Here is a 25,568-nt window from a genome sequence, read left to right as displayed (position 1 = left end):
CGTCATGCGATTTGCGATCGGTCGGGCAGGGGACTATGTCGATACCCAATCATTGAACCGGAAGCAACTTGAGACGTTTGCCCCATTTTCGTGCCCGGATTGCCACGGTCCGGTCCTGTTGAAGCAAGGAACAAAGCGACGGTTGCACTTCGCTCATCGACATGCGTGCGGGCGCGGGGAGTCGACGGGGCATCAACGGGACAAATGGGACGTCCGGCAATGGTTGCAACGGCGCGGCTATCGCGTCGACCAAGAAGTTTTGCTCGACGGACGTCGGGCCGACCTCGTCGCGTCAAAGGGTGGGTCGTCGATCGTCATCGAGATTCAAGCCTCACCGCTCGATGTGGAGACGTACCACGAACGGACCGCCCACTATGAGGCGCTTGGCCATCCGGTCGTCTGGTTGTCGAGCGGAATCCGTCCTGACCCAATCCCTCGGTTTACCCCGTGGATGCGAGCCGAGCTGGCGAGATGTCACGCCTTATTCATTCCTGTCGATGGTTCGCTTTATCGCTTCGTCGGATTTCCGACTTCACTACGATATGGACAAGGCCGTTGGGTGAAAGTCGACGATTTGACGGTGTCACCGTTTGAGCCGTTCTTTCGATTCGACGCCCACGCGTGGGGCCAGCTCGTGCGCCGTCGTCGCATGACCCCGCCTTATCCGACGAAAGACTATCGTCGTCTCATATTGAATCGCTTGTACCCGCTCGGCGTGTTGCCGTCGCTGTTGCCGACGATGTGCTATTTGCCGATGCCAGTGTTTTGGGGCGTGCACATCCATCCGCTCGACTTTCAAGTCGTGCTGTACTTGAATCGCCGGATGCATCCGGCAGATTCAATCTCGTGGAGTGTCGTTAAGACGTGTCGCCAGTTCGGGGTGACCCCGACGAGCGACTTTGTCCAAGCTTTTGAAGTACAATGGAAACAGCTCTTGAACGTATTTGACGTGCCATGCAAGGTGCGGCTCTGGACGGTCCCAAAGACGCTCGAGGACGCCCTTCAGTATGACCGTCGAATGTTTCAAGGGTTTCAGCGATTCATGGCGAAATCGTATATAACCTAAGAAAAGGAAGTGGACATATGTCAGACGTACTTACACGACAACAAGTTCCGGTCGAGGAGACATGGAGCCTAGAGTCAATCTATGCCGATGACCAAGCCTGGGAAGCCGATTTCGAGGCGCTCAAAGGAAACGTGCCGAACTTGATGGCATACAAAGGAAAGCTTGGTGAGGACGCGGAGACGCTATTCGCCGCGCTCAGCTTACGTGACGACTTATCACGCCAGCTTCATAAGCTCTATACATACGCGCACATGCGCTACGATGAGGACACGGCGAACAGCCATTATCAGGCGTTGAACGACCGCGCCGGATCACTCGCTGCCCAAGTGTCGGCCCAACTCGCTTTCATGACACCGGAGTTGCTCGCGATCGACGAGAGCCGTATCGAATCGTTCATGGCGCAACACGAAAAGCTGACGGTTTATCGTCATGCCTTCGACGAGTTGGCGAAAGAGCGGCCGCACGTGTTAACGGAAGCTGAAGAGTCGCTCCTCGCCCAGGCAGGCGACGTGCTCGGGCAATCGAGTTCTACGTTTGGGATGTTGAACAACGCCGATCTCAAGTTCCCGAAAGTGAAGAACGAAAAAGGGGAAGACGTCGAACTGACGCACGGCCGCTATATCACGTTCCTCGAGTCGAGCAACCGCGACGTCCGGGAGACGGCGTTCAAAGCGATGTACGGGACGTACAAACAATATTTGAACACGTTCGCCTCGACGCTTTCAGGCAGCGTGAAAAAAGATAACTTCTACGCGACGGTCCGCAAGTTTGAAAGTGCCCGTCAGGCGGCCTTGCATCACAATGCGATCCCGGAGACGGTGTATGACGGGCTCATCGAGGCCGTGAACGAGCGGCTTGACTTGCTCCATCGCTACGTCGCACTGCGAAAACGTGCCCTCGGCGTAGATGAACTTCATATGTATGACTTGTATACACCGCTCGTTCAAGACGTCGAGATGACCATCTCGTATGAAGAAGCGAAGCAATTGATGGTCGACGGGTTGGCCCCACTCGGCGACGAGTACGTCCAAATCGTCAAAGACGGTCTTGATTCGCGTTGGGTCGATGTCCGTGAGACGCGTGGGAAGCGAAGTGGTGCCTACTCTTCTGGAGCGTACGACACACAGCCGTTCATCTTGATGAACTGGCAAGACAACGTCAACAACTTGTTCACGCTAGCCCATGAGTTCGGCCACTCGGTCCATAGCCACTATACGCGGGCGTCACAACCGTATCCGTATGGCGACTATTCGATTTTCGTCGCGGAAGTCGCGTCGACGACGAACGAGGCGCTGTTGAACGATCATTTGTTGAAGACACGGACGGATAAGGCGGAGCGGCTCTATCTTCTGAACAACCAGCTCGAGACGTTCCGCGGGACGTTGTTCCGGCAGACGATGTTCGCCGAGTTCGAACATTTGATTCACCGTGCGGCCCAAGACGGCGTCTCGCTCACACCTGAATACTTGAACGAGACGTATTTGGAGCTGAACAAGCGGTACTTCGGAGAAGACATCGTCATCGATGAAGAAATCGCTTACGAATGGGCCCGTATCCCGCACTTCTATTACAACTATTACGTCTATCAGTATGCGACGGGCATCTCGGCGTCGGCCGCTTTGTCACAACAGATCATGGAAGAAGGGGAGCCGGCCGTCCGCCGTTACATCGATCGCTTCTTGAAAGCAGGGTCGAGTGACTATCCGATTGAAGTATTGAAAGCAGCAGGCGTTGACATGACGACGAAAGCTCCGGTTCTCGCCGCGCTCGACCAGTTCGAAACCGTCCTCGATGAGATGGAGTCGCTCCTGTTCGCATAATCGTCACGACGCGTGAACATTATGTGACATCATGCACAAACAGCTTGTCAACCGAAAGGATGCTCGGTATATTATAAGTGTGAAATCAATCACAAACCCCTTTATTGACCGTAAACTTTCTCCCATCTCGATGCCTTCCCCAGGTGTCGAGTCCGATGTCTCTTGTCCCCGCTTGAGACGTCAAAAGCCCACGGCTCCCCGGCCGTGGGCTTTTTGTTATCCTTGTTTTTTTGTCGCCCATGCTTCACCGCTACACCCTGGTACGGGGCGGCAACGTTGTTGGAGCGACAGTTTTTTCAGTTCTCGTTCGATTATTGGCTTGCCTAGCTCCAGAATGAACGCGAGCTCGGTGATTGTTGACGCGTCGTAACGGCTAAGCACTTTCTCGACCGTCCAGTCCGTCTCTCGGTTCGGCACGTAGCCGAGCAGCTCGGTCATGACTGCCTGATAGACGTCGTACGGATAGACGCCTTCAATCTTGAGTGCTTCGTCGCGTGTGACGAACGTCAAGGCCGGTAACGACTCAATCTCCCAATCTTTCAAAATTTGATGATCGACGGCGAGTGCGCTGAGCAATTGGTTGGACTGGATATCCGCTGCCAACTCGTCGAGGTCGAGCCCGTACCCGGTGAACGACCGTGCAATCTCCCAAAGATCCGTCTCATTCGCTTCGTTATTCAAAAAGATGTCGTTAATATGCAGATGACGTAAAAACCGCATCGCATGACGCTTCCCTTGCAATTCCATAGCCTTAATCATCGTGAGAAGGCGAACCTCTTCTTGACATCCGCCAACACAACTTGGAACTGTCGAGACCATCCGAAAACGAATCATATGTCCGTATTCGAGCTCGAGCTTTTTAATGAGTGTCATCACATGAAGACCGTCCGGGTCCGATATGTCCACGAAATAGAATAACTCTAATGGTTTATATGTGACTTGAATAGGAATTTCTTCCAGTGAACAGGATGACTCATTACATTGTTCTAGTTCCATTGTGTCGCCTCCTCTCGTAAACAAAAATCAAATATATCGTATGCTCATTGTAGCAACGAAAAAAAAAGGTTGGCAATGTATCTGCTCAACCTTCACTCCGGCTCATTTTTTCTTCCATGAATCGGACGATTTTATTTTTTGCTGGACGAAGCGGGATGTCGTGTCCGGCCAACAGCCGTTCAAAAGCGATGCGGCCCGCTGTCTCGTCGGTCACTTCAAATTCTATTTCATAATCCCGTTTCTCCAAATAATGACTTTCGTCAAGGACGAGCAGGCCATCTGGCGTCTCTTTTTCAGCCCGGCGCGTCTCGAGGCGACCGAGATGTTCGAGCGGTCCGGTCAAGTCAAACGAGGCGAGCGCGGCAAGCATTTGCTCATCGCGGATGATACCGTATTTGAACAAGTTCTCGGCTTCCTCTTCGGTGATGACCGCATGTGTCTCGAGCAGGCCGACATTGTGTGGTTGCTTCAACGTCAACACTTGTCCTTTTTTCGTTTCGCGGATCCGTAGCGCCGCGCCGTGTTTCTTAAGCTCAAACGTTGCCGTGTCGAAGTAGTCGTTCGCTTGCCACTTGATGTGATCGGCGAGACGGTACTCGCTGAGAAGCGTCTCATATTCTTCTTTCGTCAGCATCGATTTAAATTCAATTTCCACTTCTTGGGTCATAAGTTGTCGCTCCATTCTATGAACAATTGTTGGTTTATGATACCATACTATCGGATACATACGGAAAAAAGCATGATTTTCCGAAACGAACGAAAGTGGTGACAGCCTATGCAACCGATGGATTGGGATCAATTTTTAGTGCCTTACCAAATCGCAGTCGAAGAGCTGAAAGTGAAGTTTAAAGCGATTCGGAAGCAGTTCAACGCCCAAAATGACCATTCCCCGATTGAGTTCGTGACGGGACGGGTCAAACCGATGGGAAGTATCCTCGAGAAGGCGAAGCGAAAGCAAATTTCTTACGAAAACTTGGCGACCGAGATGCAAGATATCGCGGGTCTACGGATTATGTGCCAATTCGTCGATGACATCGTTCATGTCCTCGAGTTGCTCCATCATCGGACAGATTTCAAAATCGTCGAGGAACGAAACTACATCACACATCAAAAAGAGTCGGGCTATCGGTCTTACCATATCATCATCGAGTATCCGGTCCAGACGATTCACGGTGAATTCCCGACGCTCGTCGAAGTCCAAGTGCGGACGCTCGCGATGAACTTCTGGGCGACGATTGAACATTCACTCAACTATAAGTATGACGGGGACATGCCTAAAGAAGTGCAAGAACGGCTGCGCCGAGCGGCCGAGGCGGCCTTCTTGCTCGATGCCGAGATGAGTCAGCTCCGCGTCGAGATTCAAGACGCGCAGCAAGTGTTCCGCGACAAAGAAATGAACGTCCAGACGGACCAAGACTAGGGGGCATAGACCATGCAGTTTGCGATTGTATCAAGGGGAGACGCGCGATCCGCAGAAATCGCACGTGAGTTGACGGATAAATTGACGACAGTCGGCCATACGGAATCAATCGCGCCGCGTATCGTCGTCTCCGTCGGGGGTGACGGGACGATGCTCCAAGCGTTCCATGAATACAGCGACCGGCTCGATGACGTGCTCCTTGTCGGGATTCATACGGGACATCTCGGTTTTTATGCGGACTGGCAACCGGATGAACTTGACGAGTTGACGGATATGATTACGAGCGAAGCGTTCGAACCGGTATCGTATCCGCTCGTCGAGGTGCTCATTGATTATGAGGACGGAACGACAGAGCGCCATCTTGCCATGAACGAATGTACGATTAAAAACTATAAGCGGACGCTCGTCTGTGACTTGTCGATTCGCGACGATTATTTCGAGACGTTCCGCGGGGATGGGCTCTGTATCTCGACGCCTTCCGGCTCGACGGCCTATAACAAGGCGCTCGGCGGGGCGATCGTTCACCCGTCAATCGAGGCGATTCAAGTGACCGAGATGGCGTCGATCAACAATCTCGTCTATCGCACGATCGGCTCGCCGCTGTTGTTGCCGAAACACCACCAAGTGAAGATCGCGCCGCATACGAAGACGGAATTCGAGCTCGCGTTTGACCATCAAGAGGCAGGGTCATGGTCAAACGTGCGCTCGCTCCGTTGTGCGGTCGCGAAAGAAAAAGTGACGTTCGCGCGCTTCCGGCCGTTCCCGTTTTGGCGGCGGGTGCGTGAATCGTTTATCGAGGAAGGAAAGTAACCGATGTATGGATTGACGTTGCGTCGCGTCGTAGGGACAAGTGCCTTGCTTCGCGATTTTTTAATGATAGATTGCGGCATCTCGCGGAAGATGCTGGCCCAAGTGAAGCAAGCGGGGCTCATCCTCGTGAACGGAGAGCCCAAGACCGTCCGCTACACGGTATCGGTCGGTGACGAAGTGACGGTTCATTTCCCTTCCGAACAGCCGTCCGAGACGATGGTGCGTTCAAGCCGTCCGCTTACAGTCTTATATGAGGATGAATGGATGCTAGCCGTCGATAAACCGGCAGGAATCGCGACGATCCCGTCACGGCTTCATCCAATCGATACGCTCGCGAACGCCGTGCTCGGCTATTATCAAGCGATTCAGCTCGATTCGGCGATTCACGTCATCAATCGACTCGACCGGGACACGAGCGGTGTCGTCTTGTTCGCGAAGTACGCGTACGTTCACCACCGTTTTAGCGAGTTGCAAAAACAAGGCGGTTTGACCCGGACGTACACGGCGCTCATCGAAGGGGAAATCGAGCCGCAGACGATTGACGCTCCGATCGGTCGAGCCGAACATTCCATCATGGAACGGGTCGTCACACCGGACGGGCAGCGTGCGGTGACCCACGTTCGACAGACCGTCTCGCACGGGGACGTATCCGCCTTGACGATTCAGCTTGAGACCGGACGAACACATCAAATCCGAGTGCATCTGCGGCACCTCGGGTATCCGTTAATCGGGGACACGATGTACGGGGGCAACACGCGACTTCCGCGGCATGCGCTCCACAGCCTCGATGCCACGTTCCATCATCCGCTGACGGACGAACTGCTGACCGTGACAGCTCCGATACCAGAGGACTTTCGACAGCTCCTCATATAAAAACAGCCCCGGCGCAATGAGCGTCCGGGGCTGTTGGTCAATCGTCGTCAAACATATACGTTTTTGATTTCGAGGCAACGTTCATGACGAGGCCGACGGCAATCATGTTCATGAGTAACGACGTCCCGCCGTAACTGACGAACGGGAGTGGCAAACCGGTGATTGGAACTACCCCAATCGTCATGCCGATGTTTTGGAACACTTGGAACGTGAACATGGCGACGATGCCGGTAACGATATAGCTGCCGAACGGGCTGCTCGACTCGAGGGCGATATGGATCATGCGATACAAGAACAAGAAGAAGACGATGATGACGATCGCGGCACCGATAAAGCCGTAGTGCTCGGCGATGACGGCAAAGATAAAATCGGTTTGGGATTCGGGCAAATAGACGAGCCCTTGGCCGTAACCGGCCCCAAACATTTGTCCCGAGCCGATCGCTTGGAGCGATTTGATGAGCTGGAACGCCAAATCGTCCGAATACTCGTACGGATAAATCCAGGCCTGAAAACGGTTGAGCGCGTGACCAGGGAAAATCTTCGAGAGCGTCTCGAACTGGAAGAAGAACAGATACATGAATCCGCCGATGGCGATTCCGGCCGCTGTGAACAGGCCGAGGAGCCACTTCCAACCGATCCCGGAGACGATGATGACCGCACCGAGCATCGTGATCAAGACGAGTCCAATCCCGAGGTCAGGCTGTGTCACGATGAGCCCGAGCGGCGGCAACGTCACGAGCACGAGTTTCGTCAACAGCCACGTGTCGAGCTGCGATGTGCCGAATCGTTTGTTATGGTCATAGATGATGGTCGACATCGTGATCAATAAGAACAACTTCATGAACTCTGCCGGTTGGAAGCTGAATCCCGGCAAGTTATACCAGCCGTACGCCCCGTTGATGTTCGGGACGAGCGTCGTGTCGCGGAGCGGGATGAGCCCACCGAGTAAAATCAGACCGAACGCATATAAAAACCAATGAATCTTTCGAAGCTGTTCATATTCGATCGTCATGACGACAAGCATCGCCACGAACCCGATGACATACCAAGTGGCTTGTTGGACGGCAAAGTTGATGCCTTGCAGGCGGACAGGGAGCATCGGCTGGGCCGTGTAGATGGCTCCGAGGCTAATCACCATCAAAATGAAGACGATGGTCAACAGCGTCGTGTCCAAACTTTTAAAATAAGATTGAATGCGGTTCATGTGGAGTCGTGTCACCCTTTCTATACGTATTTTATCTTACATTAACTAAAAAAAATCGCAATACGTTCTGAGTCGGTTGACAAAACAGACACCGTTCTGTAATCTTATAACAGATATTATAACCAGGTACTAAAAAAGGGGAGTTTACAATGTCAATCTATCCAACGTTAACGAACAAGACATACGTCGTCATGGGGATCGCCAATAAACGTTCAATCGCCTGGGCGATTGCCAAAACGCTAGACGAAGCCGGAGCGAAGCTCGTGCTCACGTATGCCGCGGAACGGTTCAAGTCGGGACTCGAGTCACTCGCAGCTGAACTTAAAGGAGACGCGCTCCTGCTCGAGTGTGATGTGACGAATGACGAAGCGATTGACACGACGTTCAAAACGATCCATGAACAAGCGGGCGAGATTCAAGGAATCGCGCACTCGATCGCGTTCGCGGACAAAGAGGCGCTCCGGGGTGAATTCTCTGAGATGACGCGCGGGCAGTTCGCCCAAGCGCTCGATATCTCGGCTTACAGCTTGACGGCTGTCGTCAAAGCAGCGAAACCATATTTCGCCGCTGACGCCGCGGTCATCACGCTTACGTATCTCGGTGGAGAACGCGTCGTGCCGAACTACAACTTGATGGGCGTCGCGAAAGCCGCGCTCGACTCGAGCGTCACATACTTGGCGAACGAATACGGCCCTCAAGGCGTCCGCGTCAACGCCATTTCAGCTGGTCCGATTCGCACGCTTTCGGCAAAAGGCGTCGGTGACTTCAACAGCATCTTGTCTGAACTTGAGCAGAAGGCACCACTTCGTCGCAACGTCTCGGCAGAAGAAGTGGCATCGACCGCATTGTTCCTCTTGTCTAGCATGGGCAGCGGCGTGACGGGAGAAGTCATCCACGTCGATAGCGGCTACCATATTTTATAAGTTTGGGAAAGGGTGCGGCAATGCGCCCTTTTTTGTATTATCGTGGAACGGTTTCGGGTAAGGACCTGTGAGGGAGGGGAAGTCATGGGTCCTTATCAGGTTGATTTCACAGTCGTCCAATACGGGAATCGCCAAGTCCAACCAACTGAACGGGCAAGCATCGAACCGGTGACGCGCATCAAGCGGGTACAGCGGATTCGGCCTCGGCAAGAAGAATGGTTAGAAGCCGAACAACAGAAAAGCCCCGGTCGTCTTATCGACCGGAGCGTCTAATATTATCCGCGGAACCGGAACGTCTCATAGACGTTCCACGTTTCGTTTTCAAGCTCATACATGACGGCCATCCGTGTGATCGTCTCTTCGAAATGGACTTGTTCCATCCGCATACGCTCGAGCACATCGAACAGCTCGGCATCGGCCAAGTCTTGACCGATTGTGATATGCGGCAGGAACTCGTATTTCGGCGGCTGATTGAGGACGCCTTCATGTAATTTTTGTTGGAGCGTCGCCAATTCGCGTGTCGGTAACACTTTTAAGTAGAGGACGTTATTCGTCGGTGCGAACGAGCGGACACCATCAATCTTCAATTGGATCGGCTTCGTCTCGTCGGCGACTTGCTGCAAATATTCGAGCACTCTCGGCAAGTCGGCTTCGTCTACTTCCGTACGCTCTTTAACCGTCACGTGTGGTGAGATGAGCGCGTACTTTGTATCGTAACGCTTCCGATACGAGTTGGCGAAATCTTGAACTTGTTTTGATGGAAATAAGACTACCCCAATCTTCATTCCAGTTCCCCCTTTAATAGTGGTCTTCCCATTTATGATGAACGATTTATGGAGGGAAGTCAAAGCGGGCTTAGTCTTTTTTTCGATTTTTCAGTATAATGGAATGGAAGTACGATGAGGACGTATCATGTCCTCGAGAGGAAAGGATGTGGAGCGGGACGAGCGCCCGCCTAATTATGAAAAATGTACCGCACTCACGAGACGTCCGCGAGGCCGCACGGGCCCGTTTGATTGAACGAGGCGTATCGATTGAATCAATCGGTGAAATCGTCTATCAGATGCAGGCGCCTTATTCGCCGCACTTGACGTTAAAAGATTGCATGGACTCGGTCGAGGCCGTGCTCGATAAACGCGAACTGCAGCACGCCATCCTCGTCGGATCTGAACTCGACATCTTGGCCGAGCGCGGTCAGTTGTCGGAGCCGCTCTTGTCCATCGTCGCATCGGACGAAGGTTTGTTCGGGGTCGACGAGACAATCGCGATCGGGGCCGTCAACACGTACGGTTCGATTGCGGTCACGACGTTCGGTTACTTAGATAAAGCGAAAATCGGAATCATCAAGCAGCTCGACACGAAGATGGAGGATGGTCAAGTCCATACGTTCATGGACGACCTCGTCGGCGCGATTGCCGCGAACGCCTCTGGTCGACTCGCGCACCGCTTGCGTGACATGACCGATTTCGGAGAAGACGAGATGCGCGAACGAAAAGGATTATATTGATGGATCGTCGAGCTAAACTGCTCCTCTTCGCCGGGACGCTGGGCTATGCCCTCGTCTCGGTGATTGTCGTTCTAGGGGCGGCCGCACCAATCGATACGTTCGTCTATGAACGGTTTGCGCCGCTCGCCGGGCCGACGTTCGCCTATATTACGGAGCTCGGAAGCGTGCGCGTCTTGATCGGGCTCTCGTTCGTCGGGATGTTGTTCTGGCTATGGCGCGGCAATCGAGGCGAGGCATTCCGCTTGCCGATCGTCGTCATCGGCACGCTCCTATTGACGCAATTGCTAAAGCTCGTCTATGGCATCGAACGTCCGCTCATCGACGCTGCTCTCGATGCGACGACGTATAGCTTCCCAAGCGGACACGCTTCAGGGTCGCTCGCCCTCTACGGGTTGATTGCCTATTCGCTCTATCGGGCAAATCGTTCGTCCGTACTCGTCTTGTTGGCGATGACGCTCGTCGTCTTCGTCTCATTCAGCCGAGTCGTATTAAACGTTCATTACTTTAGTGACGTCCTCGGGGGCTGGTTCGTGGCAATCGTCGTCATCGTCGTCTCCGAGTGGTGGTTGAGGAGGAAACAGAATTGATACTTGTGACAGAAGTCGAGAGTTGGTTGTTCATGGATCAACTGACAGCCGATCAGGCAGCCGTCCCGACGATTTTAGTGGAGAAAGACCAGACCAGGGCCCGTTCGTTCACCCCGATGCGGACGTTGTTCCAGTTGAAAAAATGGACGGCGGCTAACGCGTTCATCCCGCTGTTGTCATGCGACGAGACCGCGTATAAGGCGTATGAAGTGTTCCATGTCGACGCATTGCCGCCTTTCGCTTTGCTTCAAGGGGGACGTGTGCTGTTGAGAGCGAACGAGTCGGATGCGGCATACGAAAAAGCGCTCGCGATGAGTGGGAAGACGACGGACGAAGACGTTCTAGGGTTTGCGCTTCAATACTTGAAAGAAATGCTTGATGACGAGATCGTCTTGGCAAGCCGGTTGGATTTGACTGCTGTGTCTCGCGTGCCGGAAGACGTATATGTACCCGGGGACGTCGTCACGACCGGGCAACGATTATTCGCTTGGGCCAATGCCGAAGTGGAAAGGGGAGCGTGAGATGAACGAGTGGGAAACGCAGATGCAACGTCTGCTTGACGGTGAAATCGGGGAAGTGACCGTCCCGAAAGAGGACTTTTTGACGGTGCGTTCCTTATTGGTCGAGAAAGGGTGGTTGTTTCACGTCGTTGGGGAAGCGAAACATGGTGGTGTGACGATTTACCGACGAAACGAACAAGCACCGGCGGCGGAATGAATCGATGAGGCGAGGGGAATCCCTCGCCTTTTTCTGTCCGCTAGCGGTCAGACAGAATTTTTGAAGGGTCGGCCCGGAAATCCTGTCGTAAACGCTTACATAAAGGGCTGATTTCTCTCGTATACTGAAGGTGTAGGAGGCCTCTACTATGTTACTAAATGAAAAAAGCAAACGGATTATCCAAGTTCTCATGCATGAGAACGACGTGACGTTACCATTGCTCACAATGATGTTGCCGTATTCGAAACGGACGATTGAATATGAATTGGAACGGATTCAGCAGTGGCTGAGCGATCGCGATTTGCCACGTCTAGAGATGGAAGGGACGTCGATTCGACTGCTCGACGACCCACGCATTCAGGAGCAGGTCGAACGGGCCGAGCTACTCTTCTCTGAAGATGAACGCGAACTGTTAATCATCTTTTACACGTTGACGACAGACGAGTTTTTGTCGGGCGTCCATTATCAACAGCTGCTCGACGTCTCGAAGTTCACGGTGCAAGAGAGTTTGAACGCCGTCAAGGCGAGTGCCGCCCAGTTCGGGCTCGACTTCGCCTATACGCGGCGTACTGGTTATCACGTCAACGGACATCCGCAGACGATTGCCCTCTACTTGTATCGGGCGGTCGAACGTTTGGTCGAGCTGTCGACGAAAGAGCGGTTGATCAGTGCCGTCATCGACACGTGGCAGACCGACCGCGACCGTTTAATCAAACAGATTGAGTCGTATGAACAGCTACACCAGTTTCGTTTTGTCGAAAGTCATCGCGAGAAGCTCGCTTACTTTTTGTTGCTCGGTAGCCGACTCGCCCGGACGGAAGCGCATGACGAGGAAGACGTGATATTGTTCGAGAACACGGATGAATCGCTACGAGAACATTTTAACCAAGTGCCTCATTTATGGGTCACGCTCGATATGCTCGTCAAGAGCGGGCCAAAAATGGAAGAGGAGATGGACGCGAACGTCCAGCAAGATTTGTCGCTCGTCATGATGGAAGTCATCGAACGGTTCGAGGCGTTGAGCTGTACGTTCATCATCGAACGTGAGGCGTTATGTGAGAAGCTCGTCCTTCATTCGAAGGCCACGCTCCAGCGTGTGTACACCGGCCTCGAGGCGCCTCGGGAGCTTGAGCGCTATGTGATGAAAGAACATCAAGTCTTGAACGTGCTCGTCGACAAGTCGCTCGAGCCGTTTCGCAAACGAATCGACAAGGTGATTCCGAAACACGAAGTGATGTACTATACGCTTCACTTCGCGGCGCATCTCCATCGTCAAGGACAGCACTTAGATGACAAGATGAAGGCCATCGTCGTCTGTCCGAGCGGGGTGAGCGTCTCGCATATGCTCGATTATATCCTGAAAAACCAGTTCCCGGAGTTCGTATTCTTGCCACCGATTTCACAGCGTGACGTGGAGCGGTTCGCGCCACTTGTCGACATCGTCTTCACGACGGTGCCGCTCCCGCGTGACGTGCAACAGGTCGCACACGTCATGCTCGTCCCGACGTTGCCGACACGGCTCGAACAAGTCGCCTTGAAGCGAGAAATCGGAAAGCGCTTCTTTCACAACGTACAAGAGGTTCCGCTCCAACTCGATGACGTGATGCACGTGATTGAGAAGCACGCGACGGTTACGAATGAACGGCAACTGAGACGAGAGCTTCGGGCGTTGCTCAATCCGAATCAAAACCCGATGAGGTCAGAGGGGGAACAACCAGTGTTAAATGAATTGATTACGCACGACAACGTGCAGTTGATGGAACGTGCAAGTGATTGGCAAGAGGCGATCCGCCTCGCGGCCCGGCCGCTTGAAGTAATCGGCGCGATTGAGACGCGTTATGTTGAGACGATGATTGACAACGTGGAACAGCATGGCCCGTATATCGTGTTGATGCCGGACGTGGCCATTCCGCACGCTCGTCCTGAAGACGGGGTCCGCGAGCTCGGCATGAGCGTCTTAAAACTGACAGAACCGGTCGTCTTTCCGACCGACAAGCCCGTCCGTCTCTTCTTCGTCCTCGCGGCGATCGATCAGACGACACATTTAAAAGCACTAGCACAACTGACAGAGCTGCTCGGTAACGGTACCGATTTGTCAGAAGTATTACACGCCGAATCGATTGAACAAATGTTACAAGTCATCACTAAATATTCGGAGGAGGAATAAATCATGAAAAAGATTTTAGTAGTATGCGGGAACGGGTTAGGATCAAGTTTCATCATGGAGTTGAACGTGAAAAAAGCGCTCGAACAGATGGGGAAGGAAGCGGAAGTGTCGCACACGGACATCGCCACGGCTCGGACGGAACCGGCGGATATTTACCTCGGCGCAAAAGACATCATCACGACGTTAGATGACGGGACGCGGACGATCGTCGCACTCGAGAACGTGATGGATATCGAGCAGATCAAAGCTCACTTGAGCGACAAGCTTTAACGAACAATTTCGGGACAGGGAGGGGGAACAACGTATGCTTGATTTGATAATGCGAGATATATTGGGAACACCAGCGATTCTGGTCGGGTTGTTTGCGCTGATCGGCCTCATGCTTCAAAAGAAAGACGTCGCGTCCGTCGTTTCGGGGACGTTGAAGACGATCATGGGATTCGTCATCATTGGCGCCGGGGCCGGTGTCATTATCGCCGCGCTCGACATCTTTGGACGGATGTTCGATGAGGCGTTCAGTATTCGCGGGGTCATCCCGAACAACGAGGCGATCGTCGCCGTCGCTCAAGACGCGTTCGGTGTCGAGACGGCGATGATCATGGTGTTCGGGATGATTATGAACATCGTCTTGGCTCGTTTCACCCCGTTCAAGTATATTTTCTTGACGGGTCACCATACGCTCTTCATGGCGAGCTTGCTCGCTGCGATTCTTTCGGTATCGGGACTTGAAGGCGTCATGCTCGTCGCCGTCGGCTCGGTGCTACTCGGATTGTGTATGGTGCTCTTCCCGGCGCTCTTGCAACCGTTCGTCCGTCAAATCACGGGATCGGACGACTTTGCGGTCGGACACTTCGGTTCACTCGGGTATTTCGTCTCTGGGACGATCGGGAAATATGCCGGGAACAAAGAGCATTCAACGGAACAGATTAAAGTACCGAAACAGCTTGGTTTCCTTCGCGATACGTCAGTCGCCGTCTCCTTGACGATGACGCTCTTGTTCATCGTCGTCGCCTTGTTCGCCGGTCCGGCGTTCATTGAAAGTGAACTTTCAGGCGGATCGAACTATATCGTCTTCTCGGTCATTCAAGCAATCACGTTTGCGGCGGGTGTCTATATCGTCCTCGCGGGTGTCCGGATGTTGATCGCGGAAATCGTGCCTGCGTTCAAAGGGATTGCCGACAAGATGGTACCAAACGCCAAACCGGCGCTCGACTGTCCGACGGTTTTCCCGTTCGCACCGAACGCCGTCATCATCGGCTTCTTGGCGAGCTTCACGGCCGGATTGATTGCGATGTTCTTCTTGCCGCTCTTCGGGCTCGCGGTCATCGTCCCAGGTCTAGTGCCACACTTCTTCACTGGGGCAACGGCCGGGGTGTTCGGGAACGCGACCGGCGGACGGCGTGGTGCCTTGCTCGGTGCGTTTGCGAACGGGTTATTGATTTCCTTCTTGCCAGCACTATTGTTGCCGCTCCTCGGAAATCTCGGGTTCGAGAGTACGACGTTCGGCGACTCCGACTTCGCGCTCGTCGGGATTCTAATCAGCTGGTTCGTCTCGCTCTTCACGTGAGGCGCATGAGAAAAGCCGTCCCTTTCAAAGGGGACGGCTTTTCGTCAGGCGTTCGAGGCCAATTTGATTTTTTGTCGTTTCAGCTTGTGCAGTAACCAGGCATGGAGCACGTCACAAGAGTGGTGAGGCAAGGTCAGTTCCACGAGCGGGTTCGTCTGACCGAATATAGTGAAGCGCGAATGGTCCTCGTCGAGCATCGAGACTTGAATATCGGTCGCTTCTTGGAGCGAAATTCGTTGCTCGCCGGCAATGGCATCTTTTAATTTCAGCATTTTTCCATTCGTCGCAAACTTGGTGAACGAAGAGATTCCCTGTACTTTCAGTTGTTCCATTTCGTGTATCTATCCATCTGCGTGATGAATAGATTTTCACCTCGCTTTCTCTATATTGCCTTCGCTTCCTCGAGAAGGTTATTCCTAGTATAACGCCCTGTCCCAAAAAGAAAAGAGTCAATTTAACGAAAAATTTAGACAATTTGTTATCAAAATTTAAAAATAGTATTTATGCGCCGGTCCGATGCGGTTTCAAGTAGATTTTGCCTGCCCGCAATAACAAAAAAGAACCTAAAACATGAAGGCTCTTGTCTGTTCGGTACATCGATGAACTTAAAACCGCTCGATTTCCCATGTGCGGCGTCGATACGTCAATTGGCCTTTGAGCGCAATCGATTCTTTCTTCGCGTCGAAGTCTTCTTCTAACACCGACATGTCCTCGTAACGGCCCGCCACGTAGAAGGAAATGGTGATATAGCGATTGAACAAGCTCCGTTTCGTATGGTCGAAGTCGATAATCAACCCTTGCGGGGCAAGGGTGAGCAATTCATCGATGACTTGGAGCGGGATCGGGACGAAGCTGATGTTTCGGATGTCACGGTCGAGTTTGCTCTGAAGCACGCTTTGAAGAAAACGATTGATCGAGGCCCAATCTCTTATGTATAGGCTACTATGTCGATCGTTCGCTTCGTTGAAGAACGCAATCTCATTTTGAATCGAGTGAAGAAACGGCGTTTTCAACCCTCGTTCCATATGGCTTAAAAACAGAATCTCGGCAATCTCGTGGTCCGATAACGATTCGAGCACATGATAGTCCGGAAAGTCGATGGCGGTGAACGTCGTCTGATTGTTCAAATATCGTGATGAAAACGTGGCGAGTTCATGCGCCTCGATATAACGGAAACGGGTCCGCGTCGATTGGCGCATCCCTTTGACGTCCGTTCGGCAGATAATCATCGGGCGGGCGAGCGAGAGCGCCTCGGCGACATCGCTCAACGTTACGCCGTGCAGTGTGAAACGTTGTAATTCCCGGTCTTGTTTCATGTAGAATAACTGTTTTGACATGTTTATCCCCTCAGTTCGAAGTCGCTTTCCTTAATTTTAGCAAATCCATTTCCGGTACGCCATGTTCGAGAGGGTTGAACTGACGATTTTGGAGGAAAACAAGCTATAATTGAAAAAAGGATAAAGAAAGGCGGGTTCATTATGTGGGGGTTAAAGAAAAGTTTTCCGGAGCTCGCTACGAATCGCTTCACGCTGAGAGAGCTTGAACCTCGTGACGCCCGGGCGCTCTATACGATTTTGTCGACCGAGGACGTCATGCGATACTACGGGTCCGACCCGCTCCTTGCCGTCTATGAAGCAAAGAACGTCATCGCCTATTTCAAAGACCAGTTCCAGCAAGGCAAAGCGATCCGTTGGGCCATTTGCGACCGTGTGACCGACGAGCTGGTCGGGACGATTGGCTTCCATAATTGGACCCCGCAATATTACCGGGCCGAGATTGGCTTTGAAGTCGCGAAGAGTCATTGGCGCCAGGGTGTGGCGCACGAGGCGGCGACGGCCGTCATCAACCACGGGTTCAACGAGTTCAAGTTTCATCGCATCTCGGCACTCGTCGCCCCGGAGAATGACGGGTCGAATCGATTGGTTCAAAAACTTGGCTTCACCGAAGAAGGGTTGCTCCATGACTATGCGTATAGTCATGGACGATTCATGGATTTGACGATGTACCGGTTGTTACGAGACGAGTGGGTGATGAGGGGGGAACGAGGATGAACGTCGTAATGTTGCACGGGTTATGTGGATCGCCGGATTATTTCGACGCGCTCGAGCCGCTCCTTGAGGCGGAGGTGTATGCATTGACGTTACCTGGCCATAACGGACAAGTTGGCGGACCGGAGACGATGGATGCGTTTGCGGATTGGGTGATCGAAGAAATTCGATTGCGGGACATCGCGCGCCCGGTCGTGCTCGGCCACTCGTTCGGTGGCTATATCACGACGAACTTGCTGCGCCGGTATCCGGACGAATTGTCGGGCTTCGGTTTGATTCATTCGACCGCCGCTTCGGATACGGACGAGGCAAGGGAAAAGCGCAATCAAGCAATCGAGCGCGTCGTTGAAGAAGGGGTCGTTCCGTTTATCGACACGATGATTCCGAGCGTGTTCGCAAAGGATTCCGCTGAAGCGCTTATCGAACGAGCGAAACAGATCGGCTACAAGATGTCGAAGGAAGGCATCATCTCGGCCCAACTCGCCATCCGAGACCGGGCCGATGAGACCGATACGGTGCGCCATACGGGCTTGCCGGGCCTATTCGTATATGGAAAGAAAGACCCGAACATGGATGAGGCGCGGGCGTTCCTCGGTGCCGAACGTCATACTTGCCGCAAACTTCCCGTCAGTCATATGGGGATGATGGAAGCACCAGAAGAAGAGGCACGACTCATCAACGCTTGGCTTAAGGAGGAATTCCATGGAACCGTTTAAACTCGTCGCAGTATCGGGCAGCCTACGTAAAGCATCATACAACACGGCGCTCTTGCACTCGATTATCGAACTTGCACGCGGTCGATTCGACATTTCGATTCACTCGATCGAACTGCCGCTATATAACGATGACTTAATCGATCCGGATGAACCGGAAGCGGTCATCGCATTCAAACGAGCAGTGCGTGAAGCGGACGGGTTTCTCGTCGTCACGCCCGAATATAACCATAGCATCCCTGGCGTCCTGAAAAATGCGATCGACTGGCTCTCGCTCGAACCGGGTTCACCGCTCGGCGGTAAACCGGTTATGATTGCCGGCGCCTCGCCGGGCATCCTCGGGACGGCCCGTTGCCAAATCCACCTCCGTCAAATATTTGCCACAAATAAGGCAAACGTTTTACCAGGAAACGAAATTTTCATTACGCATTGTAAAGAAAAGATTGGTACTGATGGATTGCATGATGAGAAGTCGATTGTTCAAATTCAAAAAGTGTTATCTGAGTATTACAATTGGATTGATTTTTGGAAGCGTCACGCAAAATCTTAACTTGAACTCCCTTCATTTGTTTGATAGAAATGAATTGTGAAAACAAACACAAAGGGAGCGACTACAACATGGAAACGTATATTGAACTGTACAACGGCGGCGAGTTAGAGGACCGGGCAGTCATCAATGACGGGATGACGTTCGGACGAGTGACGATTGTGGAGATGTTCTATCAGACGGGTCACATCTTTGGCTATGTGAAAGCTGATGGCGAGAAAACGTTCTTCCTCGAGCCAATCGCCGAAGACGATACGTTCACTGCCGAAGGCGAAACGTATTCACTCCAACAGTTCATCGCCCTATTCTAACGTTCACAAACGCAAGCGACTCGCTTGCGTTTTTTTGTCGTTTTCGTCACGATTGAGGGTGAGGTGATGACAATGAAACTGATAGCAATCGAACCGACGCCGAGCCCGAACAATCTGAAAATTATCGTCGAGCCAGCGTTCACAGGTAGAGGCGTCACGTATGACAAGGCGAGCACGGACGTCCCGGACGTCATTTCAGATATCGTTGCCCTGCGCGGCGTCAAGTCGGTCTATGCCGTCTCGGACTTTTTGGCAGTCGAGCGGCATCCGAAGCATGACTGGCACGACGTCATGAACGAGATTCGTCGCGCCTTCGGTGAAGACGTGCCAGAAGTGTCCGCCGCTCGGATGGCAGCGGATTACGAGCCGGTACATGTGTCGATCCAGTTCATTTTAGACGTGCCGATGCAAATCAAGCTCGTCAAAGGGGACGAAGAGAAGCGAGTCGGCCTATCGAAACGTTTCGTCGATGCGGCGATTGATGTGCAGGCACAAGTGAAAAATGTGATTCAAGACCGGCGCTGGGTCGAACAGGCACCGCGCTATGGTGAATTGGGAGACGTGGCGGACGTCGTCTTGGAGGAACTCGAGGCGGCGTACCCGCAAGACCGCGTGACGCGAATCGTCGCGCGCGCGTTCGGACGTGAGGCCGACTACGAGGCGAATGCGAACCGTTTGCAATCCGATAACTGGAAAGAGCGATTGGCGTTTCTAGACGAACTCGAGATTGTCCCGGATAATATCGTCTATTTCCGACGTGCGCTCGAGGATAACGTGATGGCGATTCGCCGTCAAGCGGTCGTCATGATTGGGATGTTTGAAACGAACCGGGAAGAGTACGTCACGTATATCGAACAGGCACTCGTCGACTCATCGCCGATCGTGCGTCGTACAGCAGGGGACACCGTGTCCGACTGGGCGCTCCCGCAATCGCAACCTTCGATGATTGAAGCGTTGAAAGATAAGAGTAAGCTCGTCCGCTGGCGAGCGGCCCGCTTCTTGTTCGATTGTGGTGACGAACAAGCCGTACCGGCGTTGAGAATCGCTGAGGACGACGCCGAGTTCGAAGTGGCGCTCCAAGCGCGTTTGGCGAAAGAGCGGATCACGAGCGGCGAGACGGCACTCGGGACGGTATGGCAACAAATTTCGAATCGTGCGAAATAAATCATTCGACAACAAAGTTTCGTCATCTTTTACAAGAATAGGCAAAGGGAGGGGGACGAATTGCGTTCTTCCTCTCTTTTTCTATAGGAAAGAAGTCTCTAATTGAAAACGGTTAACAATTCATTCCATACATTCGACACGTTGTCGACTAGGTCGTTCGACCTGTCGAACGATAAGACGTTATTTTTTTTGAAACGTTGCTACACTGAGTATATCTCATATCGAAAAAGGAGCCATACTCATGATGCTTTTTGCAGAAACACCCGAACTCGTAGCCTATAAGGAAGTGGTCGATGGCATCATCACCGTCATCTTTGAGTCAATCCATAGTGAGACGTTCTCGATCTCTGCACAAGTTCGTTCAGACATCGACGTCGCTGACTCGTTGTTCATGATTGGTTTACAACAATACGCTGAAACGCTTCAAGTTTCATAAAAAAGGTAAATAATATTAGGAAATAGATTACAAACGTCTGCACGAACGTATACACTAGTGCTATAGACGTTTTTTTATTTTTCAGAGGAGAGTGGGATACGTGAAGAAAACTTGGTTGCTCGTCGCGGTCGCGGCATTGCTCATTGTCGTGGCAGCGTGTGGGAAAGAAGAAGAGAATGCGAGTGATGTGGACGGGAACACGTCGACACCACCTGCCTTGTTGACGCTTGAGACGGATGCGAATTACGATGCGGCCGCGAAGCAGTTGGTCGTCCGTGTGTCGATGACGAACCCGAACGACGTGCCGGTGAACGTGACGTTCAACTCGTCGCAACGTTTCCAATTGATGGTCATGAACGGGGAGACGACGGTATTCGATTACGGTAGCGAGTACATGTTCACGGAATCGATCATTGAAGAGACGTGGGAAGCCGGCGAAACGAAAGTGTTCGACGAGACGTTCCCGCTCGACCTAGCGGCAGGGGACTACACGGCCGACTTTGTCAGTCTCGGGCAAGTCGAAGGCGCTCCGGAAATGGCGGTGACCGACCAAACGCGGTTCACGGTCGAGGCGACTGAAGCCCCTGCTGAGGAGTCGAGTGAAGAAGCGACCGAAGAAGCGGCCGAAGAGTCGGGCACGGAGACGACCGAGGGTCCGCAAACGGATGGTGATTTCCGTGACGTGACAATCAAACGTAACGGCACGTTGATCGAGGTCTCAGGGTTTACGGACGTCGAAGAGTTCGAGTGGAGCATTTCCGACGGACATATGGTGTACGCAGAAGGTGCGGCGCAAGCTTCGACAGGAGATTTCGTGTTCGGCGCCCTTTTAGATGAAGAGCCGACAGAAGGTCAATCGCTATTCCTTGAATTGCTTCCGATTGGCGGAGACGTCACAGCGTTCCGCATCCAATAACGAATCATGAGACGGGAACCGAGGTTTCCGTCTTTTTGATATGGGAATGAAAGAAGTTGACGATAAGGTTTCATTGTCAGACAATGAGACAAACGAACTGATGATGAGGGAGGAAACCATTGATGCAACAACATATTATCGAATCCACACACGTAGTACCGAACATCGACCCGGCTGAGGAAGTGCGCCGACGAATCGACTTTTTAAAGGCTTACGTCAGACGGGCCGGAGCGAAAGGCCTCGTGCTCGGCATCTCGGGAGGCCAAGATTCGACGCTTGCCGGAAAACTTTGTCAGCTCGCGATGGAAGAACTACGTCAGGACGGCGGCGATTATACGTTCTATGCGGTACGTCTCCCATATGGCGAGCAACATGACGAAGACGATGCGCAACGGGCCATCGAGTTCATCCGTCCGGACAATGTGTTCACGGTCAACATCAAACCGGCCGTCGACGCCTCGGTCGCCTCGTTCCAACAGGCGACCGGATTTGAACTCGGTGATTTCCATAAAGGGAACACGAAAGCGCGCGAACGGATGAAAGTTCAATACGACATCGCGGCGACGTTCGGGGCGCTCGTCGTCGGTACCGACCATGCGGCCGAGTACGTGACGGGCTTTTATACGAAACATGGCGACGGCGCCTGTGATTTGACACCGCTCACGGGGCTGAACAAACGGCAAGGCAAAGCGCTGTTGCACGAGCTCGAGGCACACGAGAGCTTGATTTACAAAGTGCCGACAGCCGACCTAGAAGACGACAAACCGGGTCTCCCGGACGAAGTCGCACTCGGCATGACCTATGATGAACTCGACGACTATCTCGAAGGGAAAGACGTCGATGCGGCCATCAAAGAGCGGATCGAGACGATTTTCAAGCGGGCACGTCACAAGCACCATATGCCGGCCTCGCTCTATGACGAGTGGTGGCAGTGATTGAAAAGAAGCGTCGGCCCCACAGGGCCAACGCTTCTTTTCCTGAATTATCGCTTACGAAACGGGACGAACTGAATGAGCAAGATGAGTGTGAAGGCGATTAGGCTCATGAGCGGAATCGTGACGAATCCGAAATAGTTGACCCAGCGAATGAGGCAATCATTGCTGCAAAACGCATCTCCGTTCGGGATACGCTCGAGGATGACATGATAGAGGGCGATGGCCCATCCCGTTCCCGCCATGAGGCCGACGAACAATCCGTTGACGCAACGGTTCGTGAACATGACGGTCATATAATAAATCGCGAGCGGATACATAAATATGCGTTGGAACCAACATAACTTGCACGGCAAGTAAAGCATGACTTCAGAAAAGTAAAGACTGCCGAGCGTCGCAATCGTGGCGACGATAAAGGCAAAATGGTGACGTTGCATCATTGTTCCTCCTGACAACTCAAAAAATTGATTAAACATGATATGATACAGTGAAGCAATAACGTATCCAGTATACAGGTTTCGAAACGATAGAGAAATAGGTGACGTCATGCAAGTATCAGAAGTGGAAGTGTTAATCGTCCTCGCCGAGGAATTGAATATGCGTAAAGCCGCAGAACGACTTTTCGTGTCGCAACCGGCGCTCAGTCAACGGCTCGTCACGATCGAGCATCAGTGGGGAAAGAAAATTTTTGTCCGCTCGACCCGCGGACTCGCCCTCACCCCGGACGGTGAGAAGATTATCGACTTTGCCAAAAAGATGTACAGTGAAGAGCAAGAGCTTCGCGGAGAGTTGACGGCGAAGCAAGGTGAGGTGTATGGTACGTTAAAGATTGCCGTCGCCTCGATTATGGGGCAGTATTGGTTGCCGCGCGTCTTGAAGCGTTTCGTTGAGCGCTATCCATCGGTCCGTGTCAAATTGGTGACCGGTTGGTCGAGCGAGATGATGCGCTATATGTTAGAAGAAAATTTTCATATCGGCATCATCCGTGGCAATCCGGATTGGCGAGGCGAGAAGATGCGTTTGTTCTCGGATTCGCTCCACCTCGTCGATTTGAAGATGACGGATTTAAAACAGTTGAAGAATAACGAGCGTTCGTTCATCCAGTTCAAGAGCGACTCGACGTATTATCAAGAGATACTCGAATGGTGGCAAGAACGGTTCTCGAGCCCGCCGATGACGACGCTCGTCGTCGACCAAATCGAGACGTGTAAACAGATGGCGCTCCATGGGATTGGCTTTGCGATTTTGCCCGAGTCGACGATTCGGGATGTCGAGTCGATTCATAAGATCCCGCTCACGTCGTCGAACGGGACACCGCTCGTGCGGGACACATGGATGCTGTCGACCGAGTCGATGCTTGAATTGGCACAAGTGCGGGCGTTTTGGGAAGTTGTTGAAGAAGTGACGAAGGAGAGTGTGGAATGAGTTGGGCGATTGAAGCAAGAAGGCAGTTACATTTGATTCCAGAACGAGGGTATGAAGAGTTCAAGACGCAAGCGACGCTCGAGCAGTTGATTCGCTCGCTCGAGTCACCGCGGGTGCACATCTCGCATTGGCGCACCGGGCTGTTCGTCCGTGTCGACGGACTCGTCGGCGACAAGACGATCGGTTATCGGGCCGATATGGACGGTCTGCCAATCACGGAAGAGACCGGTCTCGAGTTCGCCTCGCTCCATGAAGGGATGATGCATGCGTGTGGCCATGACGTGCACATGGCGATCGCGCTCGGTCTCATTAAACGCTCGGTCGAGGAACCGCTCGACCATAACCTCGTCATCTTCTTCCAACCGGCCGAGGAAGGGCCGGGCGGTGCCGAGCCGATGGCGATGTCAGAGCTGTTTTATCATTTCCGCCCTGATGCGATGTTTGGACTTCACGTCGCTCCGGAGTACCCGGTCGGCATGGTCGCTTCGCGTCCAGGCGTGTTGTTTGCGAGCGCACGTGAGCTTCACATGACGATTCACGGAAAAGGCGGGCACGGGGCGTTCCCGCATGCCGGCATCGACGCGGTCATCGTGCAAGCGGCGCTCATCATGCAATTACAGACGGTCGTCTCGCGCAACATCGACCCGATGGGCAGTGCCGTCGTCAGCATCGGTAAAGTCGTGGCCGGTACGAAAGAGAATATTATCGCCGACACAGCGAAACTCGATGGGACGATTCGGGCGCTGTCGGACAAAGAGATGGTCGTCCTCGAACGACGTATCCGTCAAATCATCGCCGGTGTCGAGATGACGTATAACGTTCACATCGACCTCGAGTTCGGCAACCGGTATCACGAGGTCGTCAACGACGAGCGTTACTTGTATCAGTTTGAAGAGGCGGTCGAGGAGATTGGCTATTCGTACAAGACGTGCGTGCCGGCCATGACGGGAGAAGATTTCGGGTACATGCTCAAACAAGTTCCCGGGTTTATGGTATGGCTCGGTGTGAACGACATGGGGTCCGGGTTGCATCAATCGACGCTCAACCCAGATGAGCGGGCCATCGATGTCGCCATCGACTTGTTCGACCACTATTTCCGGACGGTCACGATTTTATAATCGCCTTGAACCCCATTCATATATCGAGAAAGACGAACCATTTCGCTAAGACGATCGGTTCGTCTTTTTTGTTGGAAATGTGTGAAATCATGCTTTCAATATGCAGAAAGCGGGAATTCATTATGATTGTAAAGCGACGATTTTGTTAAGATTGCTCAAATGTGAACATTTTGCGAACTTGAGCATTGAGACATTACAGCGCCATATAAAATCTTTATGATAAGGTTATCCAATGGAAATCATCATTGATTTGGCGTTTCAGGCAACGGTTTGAAGCGATAGAGAGAGATAGGAGGGTATC

At 52.7% G+C, this 25,568-nt stretch carries 31 protein-coding genes; 24 read left to right on the top strand and 7 right to left on the bottom strand.

What is annotated here, in order from left to right; genetic code table 11:
- Positions 1–4 precede the first annotated feature (4 nt).
- Together KB235_RS11695 and pepF are read left to right on the top strand one after the other, a co-directional pair.
- Complete coding sequence (locus KB235_RS11695; protein ID WP_211779711.1) at positions 5–1,066, top strand: competence protein CoiA; 1,062 nt, start codon at positions 5–7, stop codon at positions 1,064–1,066.
- A 17-nt stretch (positions 1,067–1,083) separates the two neighbouring features.
- A complete protein-coding gene (pepF, locus tag KB235_RS11690) occupies positions 1,084–2,886 on the top strand; it encodes an oligoendopeptidase F (protein ID WP_211779710.1) in 1,803 nt (600 codons plus the stop codon).
- A gap of 216 nt (positions 2,887–3,102) precedes the next feature.
- Here the strand turns inward: pepF and KB235_RS11685 are convergent, their stop codons facing one another.
- Both KB235_RS11685 and KB235_RS11680 read right to left on the bottom strand, forming a co-directional pair.
- Positions 3,103–3,645 (bottom strand): DsbA family protein, encoded by a 543-nt coding sequence (locus KB235_RS11685; protein WP_246514196.1) that lies wholly within the window; start codon positions 3,643–3,645, stop codon positions 3,103–3,105.
- Positions 3,646–3,967: 322 nt separating this feature from the next.
- Complete coding sequence (locus KB235_RS11680) at positions 3,968–4,549, bottom strand: CYTH domain-containing protein (protein WP_034818004.1); 582 nt, start codon at positions 4,547–4,549, stop codon at positions 3,968–3,970.
- Between the two features lie 108 nt (positions 4,550–4,657).
- Here KB235_RS11680 and yjbM point away from each other — a divergent pair, with 108 nt between their 5' ends.
- Genes yjbM through KB235_RS11665 form a run of 3 tightly spaced genes read left to right on the top strand, consistent with a single transcriptional unit; the run spans position 4,658 to position 6,985 of the window.
- Entirely contained in the window at positions 4,658–5,302 is a 645-nt protein-coding gene (gene yjbM / locus KB235_RS11675) for a GTP diphosphokinase (protein ID WP_034809583.1), read from the top strand.
- A 12-nt stretch (positions 5,303–5,314) separates the two neighbouring features.
- Positions 5,315–6,112, top strand: coding sequence for an NAD kinase (locus KB235_RS11670; RefSeq protein ID WP_211779708.1), 798 nt, complete (start codon positions 5,315–5,317; stop codon positions 6,110–6,112).
- A gap of 3 nt (positions 6,113–6,115) precedes the next feature.
- Positions 6,116–6,985 (top strand): RluA family pseudouridine synthase, encoded by an 870-nt coding sequence (locus tag KB235_RS11665; RefSeq protein WP_051622737.1) that lies wholly within the window; start codon positions 6,116–6,118, stop codon positions 6,983–6,985.
- 37 nt (positions 6,986–7,022) lie between these two features.
- Here KB235_RS11665 and KB235_RS11660 read toward each other — a convergent pair whose 3' ends face one another.
- The gene (locus KB235_RS11660; RefSeq protein WP_211779707.1) at positions 7,023–8,189 is read right to left on the bottom strand and encodes an FtsW/RodA/SpoVE family cell cycle protein; all 1,167 of its coding nucleotides are present in this window, start codon (positions 8,187–8,189) and stop codon (positions 7,023–7,025) included.
- 149 nt (positions 8,190–8,338) lie between these two features.
- Here KB235_RS11660 and fabI point away from each other — a divergent pair, with 149 nt between their 5' ends.
- On the top strand, positions 8,339–9,112 hold the full coding sequence (fabI, locus tag KB235_RS11655; RefSeq protein WP_034809575.1) for an enoyl-ACP reductase FabI: 774 nt from the start codon (positions 8,339–8,341) through the stop codon (positions 9,110–9,112).
- An 84-nt stretch (positions 9,113–9,196) separates the two neighbouring features.
- Positions 9,197–9,385 carry a hypothetical protein gene (locus KB235_RS11650; RefSeq protein ID WP_211779706.1) on the top strand — a complete coding sequence of 63 codons (189 nt, stop codon included), beginning with the start codon at positions 9,197–9,199 and terminating at the stop codon, positions 9,383–9,385.
- 2 nt (positions 9,386–9,387) lie between these two features.
- On the opposite strand, the gene KB235_RS11645 is transcribed toward KB235_RS11650, so the two are convergent.
- On the bottom strand, positions 9,388–9,897 hold the full coding sequence (locus KB235_RS11645) for a YjcG family protein (protein ID WP_034818006.1): 510 nt from the start codon (positions 9,895–9,897) through the stop codon (positions 9,388–9,390).
- 176 nt (positions 9,898–10,073) lie between these two features.
- On the opposite strand from KB235_RS11645, the gene KB235_RS11640 reads away from it, so the two are divergent.
- From KB235_RS11640 to KB235_RS11610, 7 genes are all read left to right on the top strand, one after another.
- Complete coding sequence (locus KB235_RS11640; RefSeq protein WP_034818033.1) at positions 10,074–10,619, top strand: phosphatidylglycerophosphatase A family protein; 546 nt, start codon at positions 10,074–10,076, stop codon at positions 10,617–10,619.
- The gene (locus tag KB235_RS11635) at positions 10,619–11,206 is read left to right on the top strand and encodes a phosphatase PAP2 family protein (protein WP_211779705.1); all 588 of its coding nucleotides are present in this window, start codon (positions 10,619–10,621) and stop codon (positions 11,204–11,206) included. The genes KB235_RS11640 and KB235_RS11635 overlap by 1 nt, the downstream gene beginning before the upstream one ends.
- Positions 11,203–11,727, top strand: a complete 525-nt coding sequence (locus KB235_RS11630; protein ID WP_211779704.1) for a hypothetical protein — start codon at positions 11,203–11,205, stop codon at positions 11,725–11,727. Before KB235_RS11635 ends, KB235_RS11630 begins: the two co-directional genes overlap by 4 nt.
- A 1-nt stretch (position 11,728) precedes the next feature.
- Complete coding sequence (locus KB235_RS11625) at positions 11,729–11,923, top strand: hypothetical protein (RefSeq protein ID WP_034818007.1); 195 nt, start codon at positions 11,729–11,731, stop codon at positions 11,921–11,923.
- A gap of 148 nt (positions 11,924–12,071) precedes the next feature.
- On the top strand, positions 12,072–14,090 hold the full coding sequence (locus KB235_RS11620) for a BglG family transcription antiterminator (protein ID WP_211779703.1): 2,019 nt from the start codon (positions 12,072–12,074) through the stop codon (positions 14,088–14,090).
- Positions 14,091–14,093: 3 nt separating this feature from the next.
- Positions 14,094–14,360: a PTS sugar transporter subunit IIB gene (locus KB235_RS11615; RefSeq protein WP_034809562.1), complete on the top strand. Its 267-nt coding sequence runs from the start codon at positions 14,094–14,096 to the stop codon at positions 14,358–14,360.
- 34 nt (positions 14,361–14,394) lie between these two features.
- The gene (locus KB235_RS11610) at positions 14,395–15,657 is read left to right on the top strand and encodes a PTS ascorbate transporter subunit IIC (protein WP_034809560.1); all 1,263 of its coding nucleotides are present in this window, start codon (positions 14,395–14,397) and stop codon (positions 15,655–15,657) included.
- A 44-nt stretch (positions 15,658–15,701) separates the two neighbouring features.
- Here the strand turns inward: KB235_RS11610 and KB235_RS11605 are convergent, their stop codons facing one another.
- Entirely contained in the window at positions 15,702–15,929 is a 228-nt protein-coding gene (locus KB235_RS11605; RefSeq protein ID WP_245175556.1) for an FHA domain-containing protein, read from the bottom strand.
- Positions 15,930–16,262: 333 nt separating this feature from the next.
- Positions 16,263–16,994, bottom strand: a complete 732-nt coding sequence (locus tag KB235_RS11600) for a hypothetical protein (protein ID WP_034809531.1) — start codon at positions 16,992–16,994, stop codon at positions 16,263–16,265.
- Positions 16,995–17,135: 141 nt separating this feature from the next.
- Between KB235_RS11600 and KB235_RS11595 the strand changes: the two genes are divergently transcribed.
- The 8 genes from KB235_RS11595 (at position 17,136) to nadE (ending at position 22,727) form a co-directional block, all read left to right on the top strand.
- A complete protein-coding gene (locus KB235_RS11595) occupies positions 17,136–17,708 on the top strand; it encodes a GNAT family N-acetyltransferase (RefSeq protein ID WP_034809529.1) in 573 nt (190 codons plus the stop codon).
- Complete coding sequence (locus KB235_RS11590) at positions 17,705–18,421, top strand: alpha/beta fold hydrolase (protein ID WP_211779702.1); 717 nt, start codon at positions 17,705–17,707, stop codon at positions 18,419–18,421. Before KB235_RS11595 ends, KB235_RS11590 begins: the two co-directional genes overlap by 4 nt.
- Positions 18,408–18,968, top strand: a complete 561-nt coding sequence (locus tag KB235_RS11585; protein ID WP_034809528.1) for an NADPH-dependent FMN reductase — start codon at positions 18,408–18,410, stop codon at positions 18,966–18,968. The genes KB235_RS11590 and KB235_RS11585 overlap by 14 nt, the downstream gene beginning before the upstream one ends.
- Positions 18,969–19,036: 68 nt before the next feature.
- Positions 19,037–19,276: a hypothetical protein gene (locus KB235_RS11580; RefSeq protein WP_034809525.1), complete on the top strand. Its 240-nt coding sequence runs from the start codon at positions 19,037–19,039 to the stop codon at positions 19,274–19,276.
- A gap of 72 nt (positions 19,277–19,348) precedes the next feature.
- Positions 19,349–20,440, top strand: coding sequence for a virulence factor (locus KB235_RS11575; RefSeq protein ID WP_034807637.1), 1,092 nt, complete (start codon positions 19,349–19,351; stop codon positions 20,438–20,440).
- A gap of 241 nt (positions 20,441–20,681) precedes the next feature.
- The gene (locus tag KB235_RS11570; protein ID WP_034818010.1) at positions 20,682–20,876 is read left to right on the top strand and encodes a hypothetical protein; all 195 of its coding nucleotides are present in this window, start codon (positions 20,682–20,684) and stop codon (positions 20,874–20,876) included.
- A gap of 100 nt (positions 20,877–20,976) precedes the next feature.
- Positions 20,977–21,792 (top strand): BsuPI-related putative proteinase inhibitor, encoded by an 816-nt coding sequence (locus tag KB235_RS11565; protein WP_211779701.1) that lies wholly within the window; start codon positions 20,977–20,979, stop codon positions 21,790–21,792.
- 122 nt (positions 21,793–21,914) lie between these two features.
- The gene (nadE, locus tag KB235_RS11560; RefSeq protein ID WP_034807626.1) at positions 21,915–22,727 is read left to right on the top strand and encodes an ammonia-dependent NAD(+) synthetase; all 813 of its coding nucleotides are present in this window, start codon (positions 21,915–21,917) and stop codon (positions 22,725–22,727) included.
- A 47-nt stretch (positions 22,728–22,774) separates the two neighbouring features.
- Here the strand turns inward: nadE and KB235_RS11555 are convergent, their stop codons facing one another.
- Entirely contained in the window at positions 22,775–23,161 is a 387-nt protein-coding gene (locus KB235_RS11555) for a disulfide bond formation protein B (RefSeq protein ID WP_211779700.1), read from the bottom strand.
- Between the two features lie 109 nt (positions 23,162–23,270).
- Here KB235_RS11555 and KB235_RS11550 point away from each other — a divergent pair, with 109 nt between their 5' ends.
- Both KB235_RS11550 and KB235_RS11545 read left to right on the top strand, forming a co-directional pair.
- The gene (locus KB235_RS11550) at positions 23,271–24,149 is read left to right on the top strand and encodes a transcriptional regulator CcpC (protein ID WP_211779699.1); all 879 of its coding nucleotides are present in this window, start codon (positions 23,271–23,273) and stop codon (positions 24,147–24,149) included.
- A complete protein-coding gene (locus tag KB235_RS11545) occupies positions 24,146–25,267 on the top strand; it encodes an N-acetyldiaminopimelate deacetylase (RefSeq protein ID WP_034818014.1) in 1,122 nt (373 codons plus the stop codon). The genes KB235_RS11550 and KB235_RS11545 overlap by 4 nt, the downstream gene beginning before the upstream one ends.
- The last annotated feature ends 301 nt before the right edge of the window (positions 25,268–25,568 follow it).

It is taken from the genome of Exiguobacterium alkaliphilum (genome assembly GCF_018138125.1).
Classification (GTDB): domain Bacteria; phylum Bacillota; class Bacilli; order Exiguobacteriales; family Exiguobacteriaceae; genus Exiguobacterium; species Exiguobacterium alkaliphilum.
The sequence above is the reverse complement of the archived record's forward strand: the minus strand, read 5'-3'. Positions and strand labels throughout refer to the sequence as shown.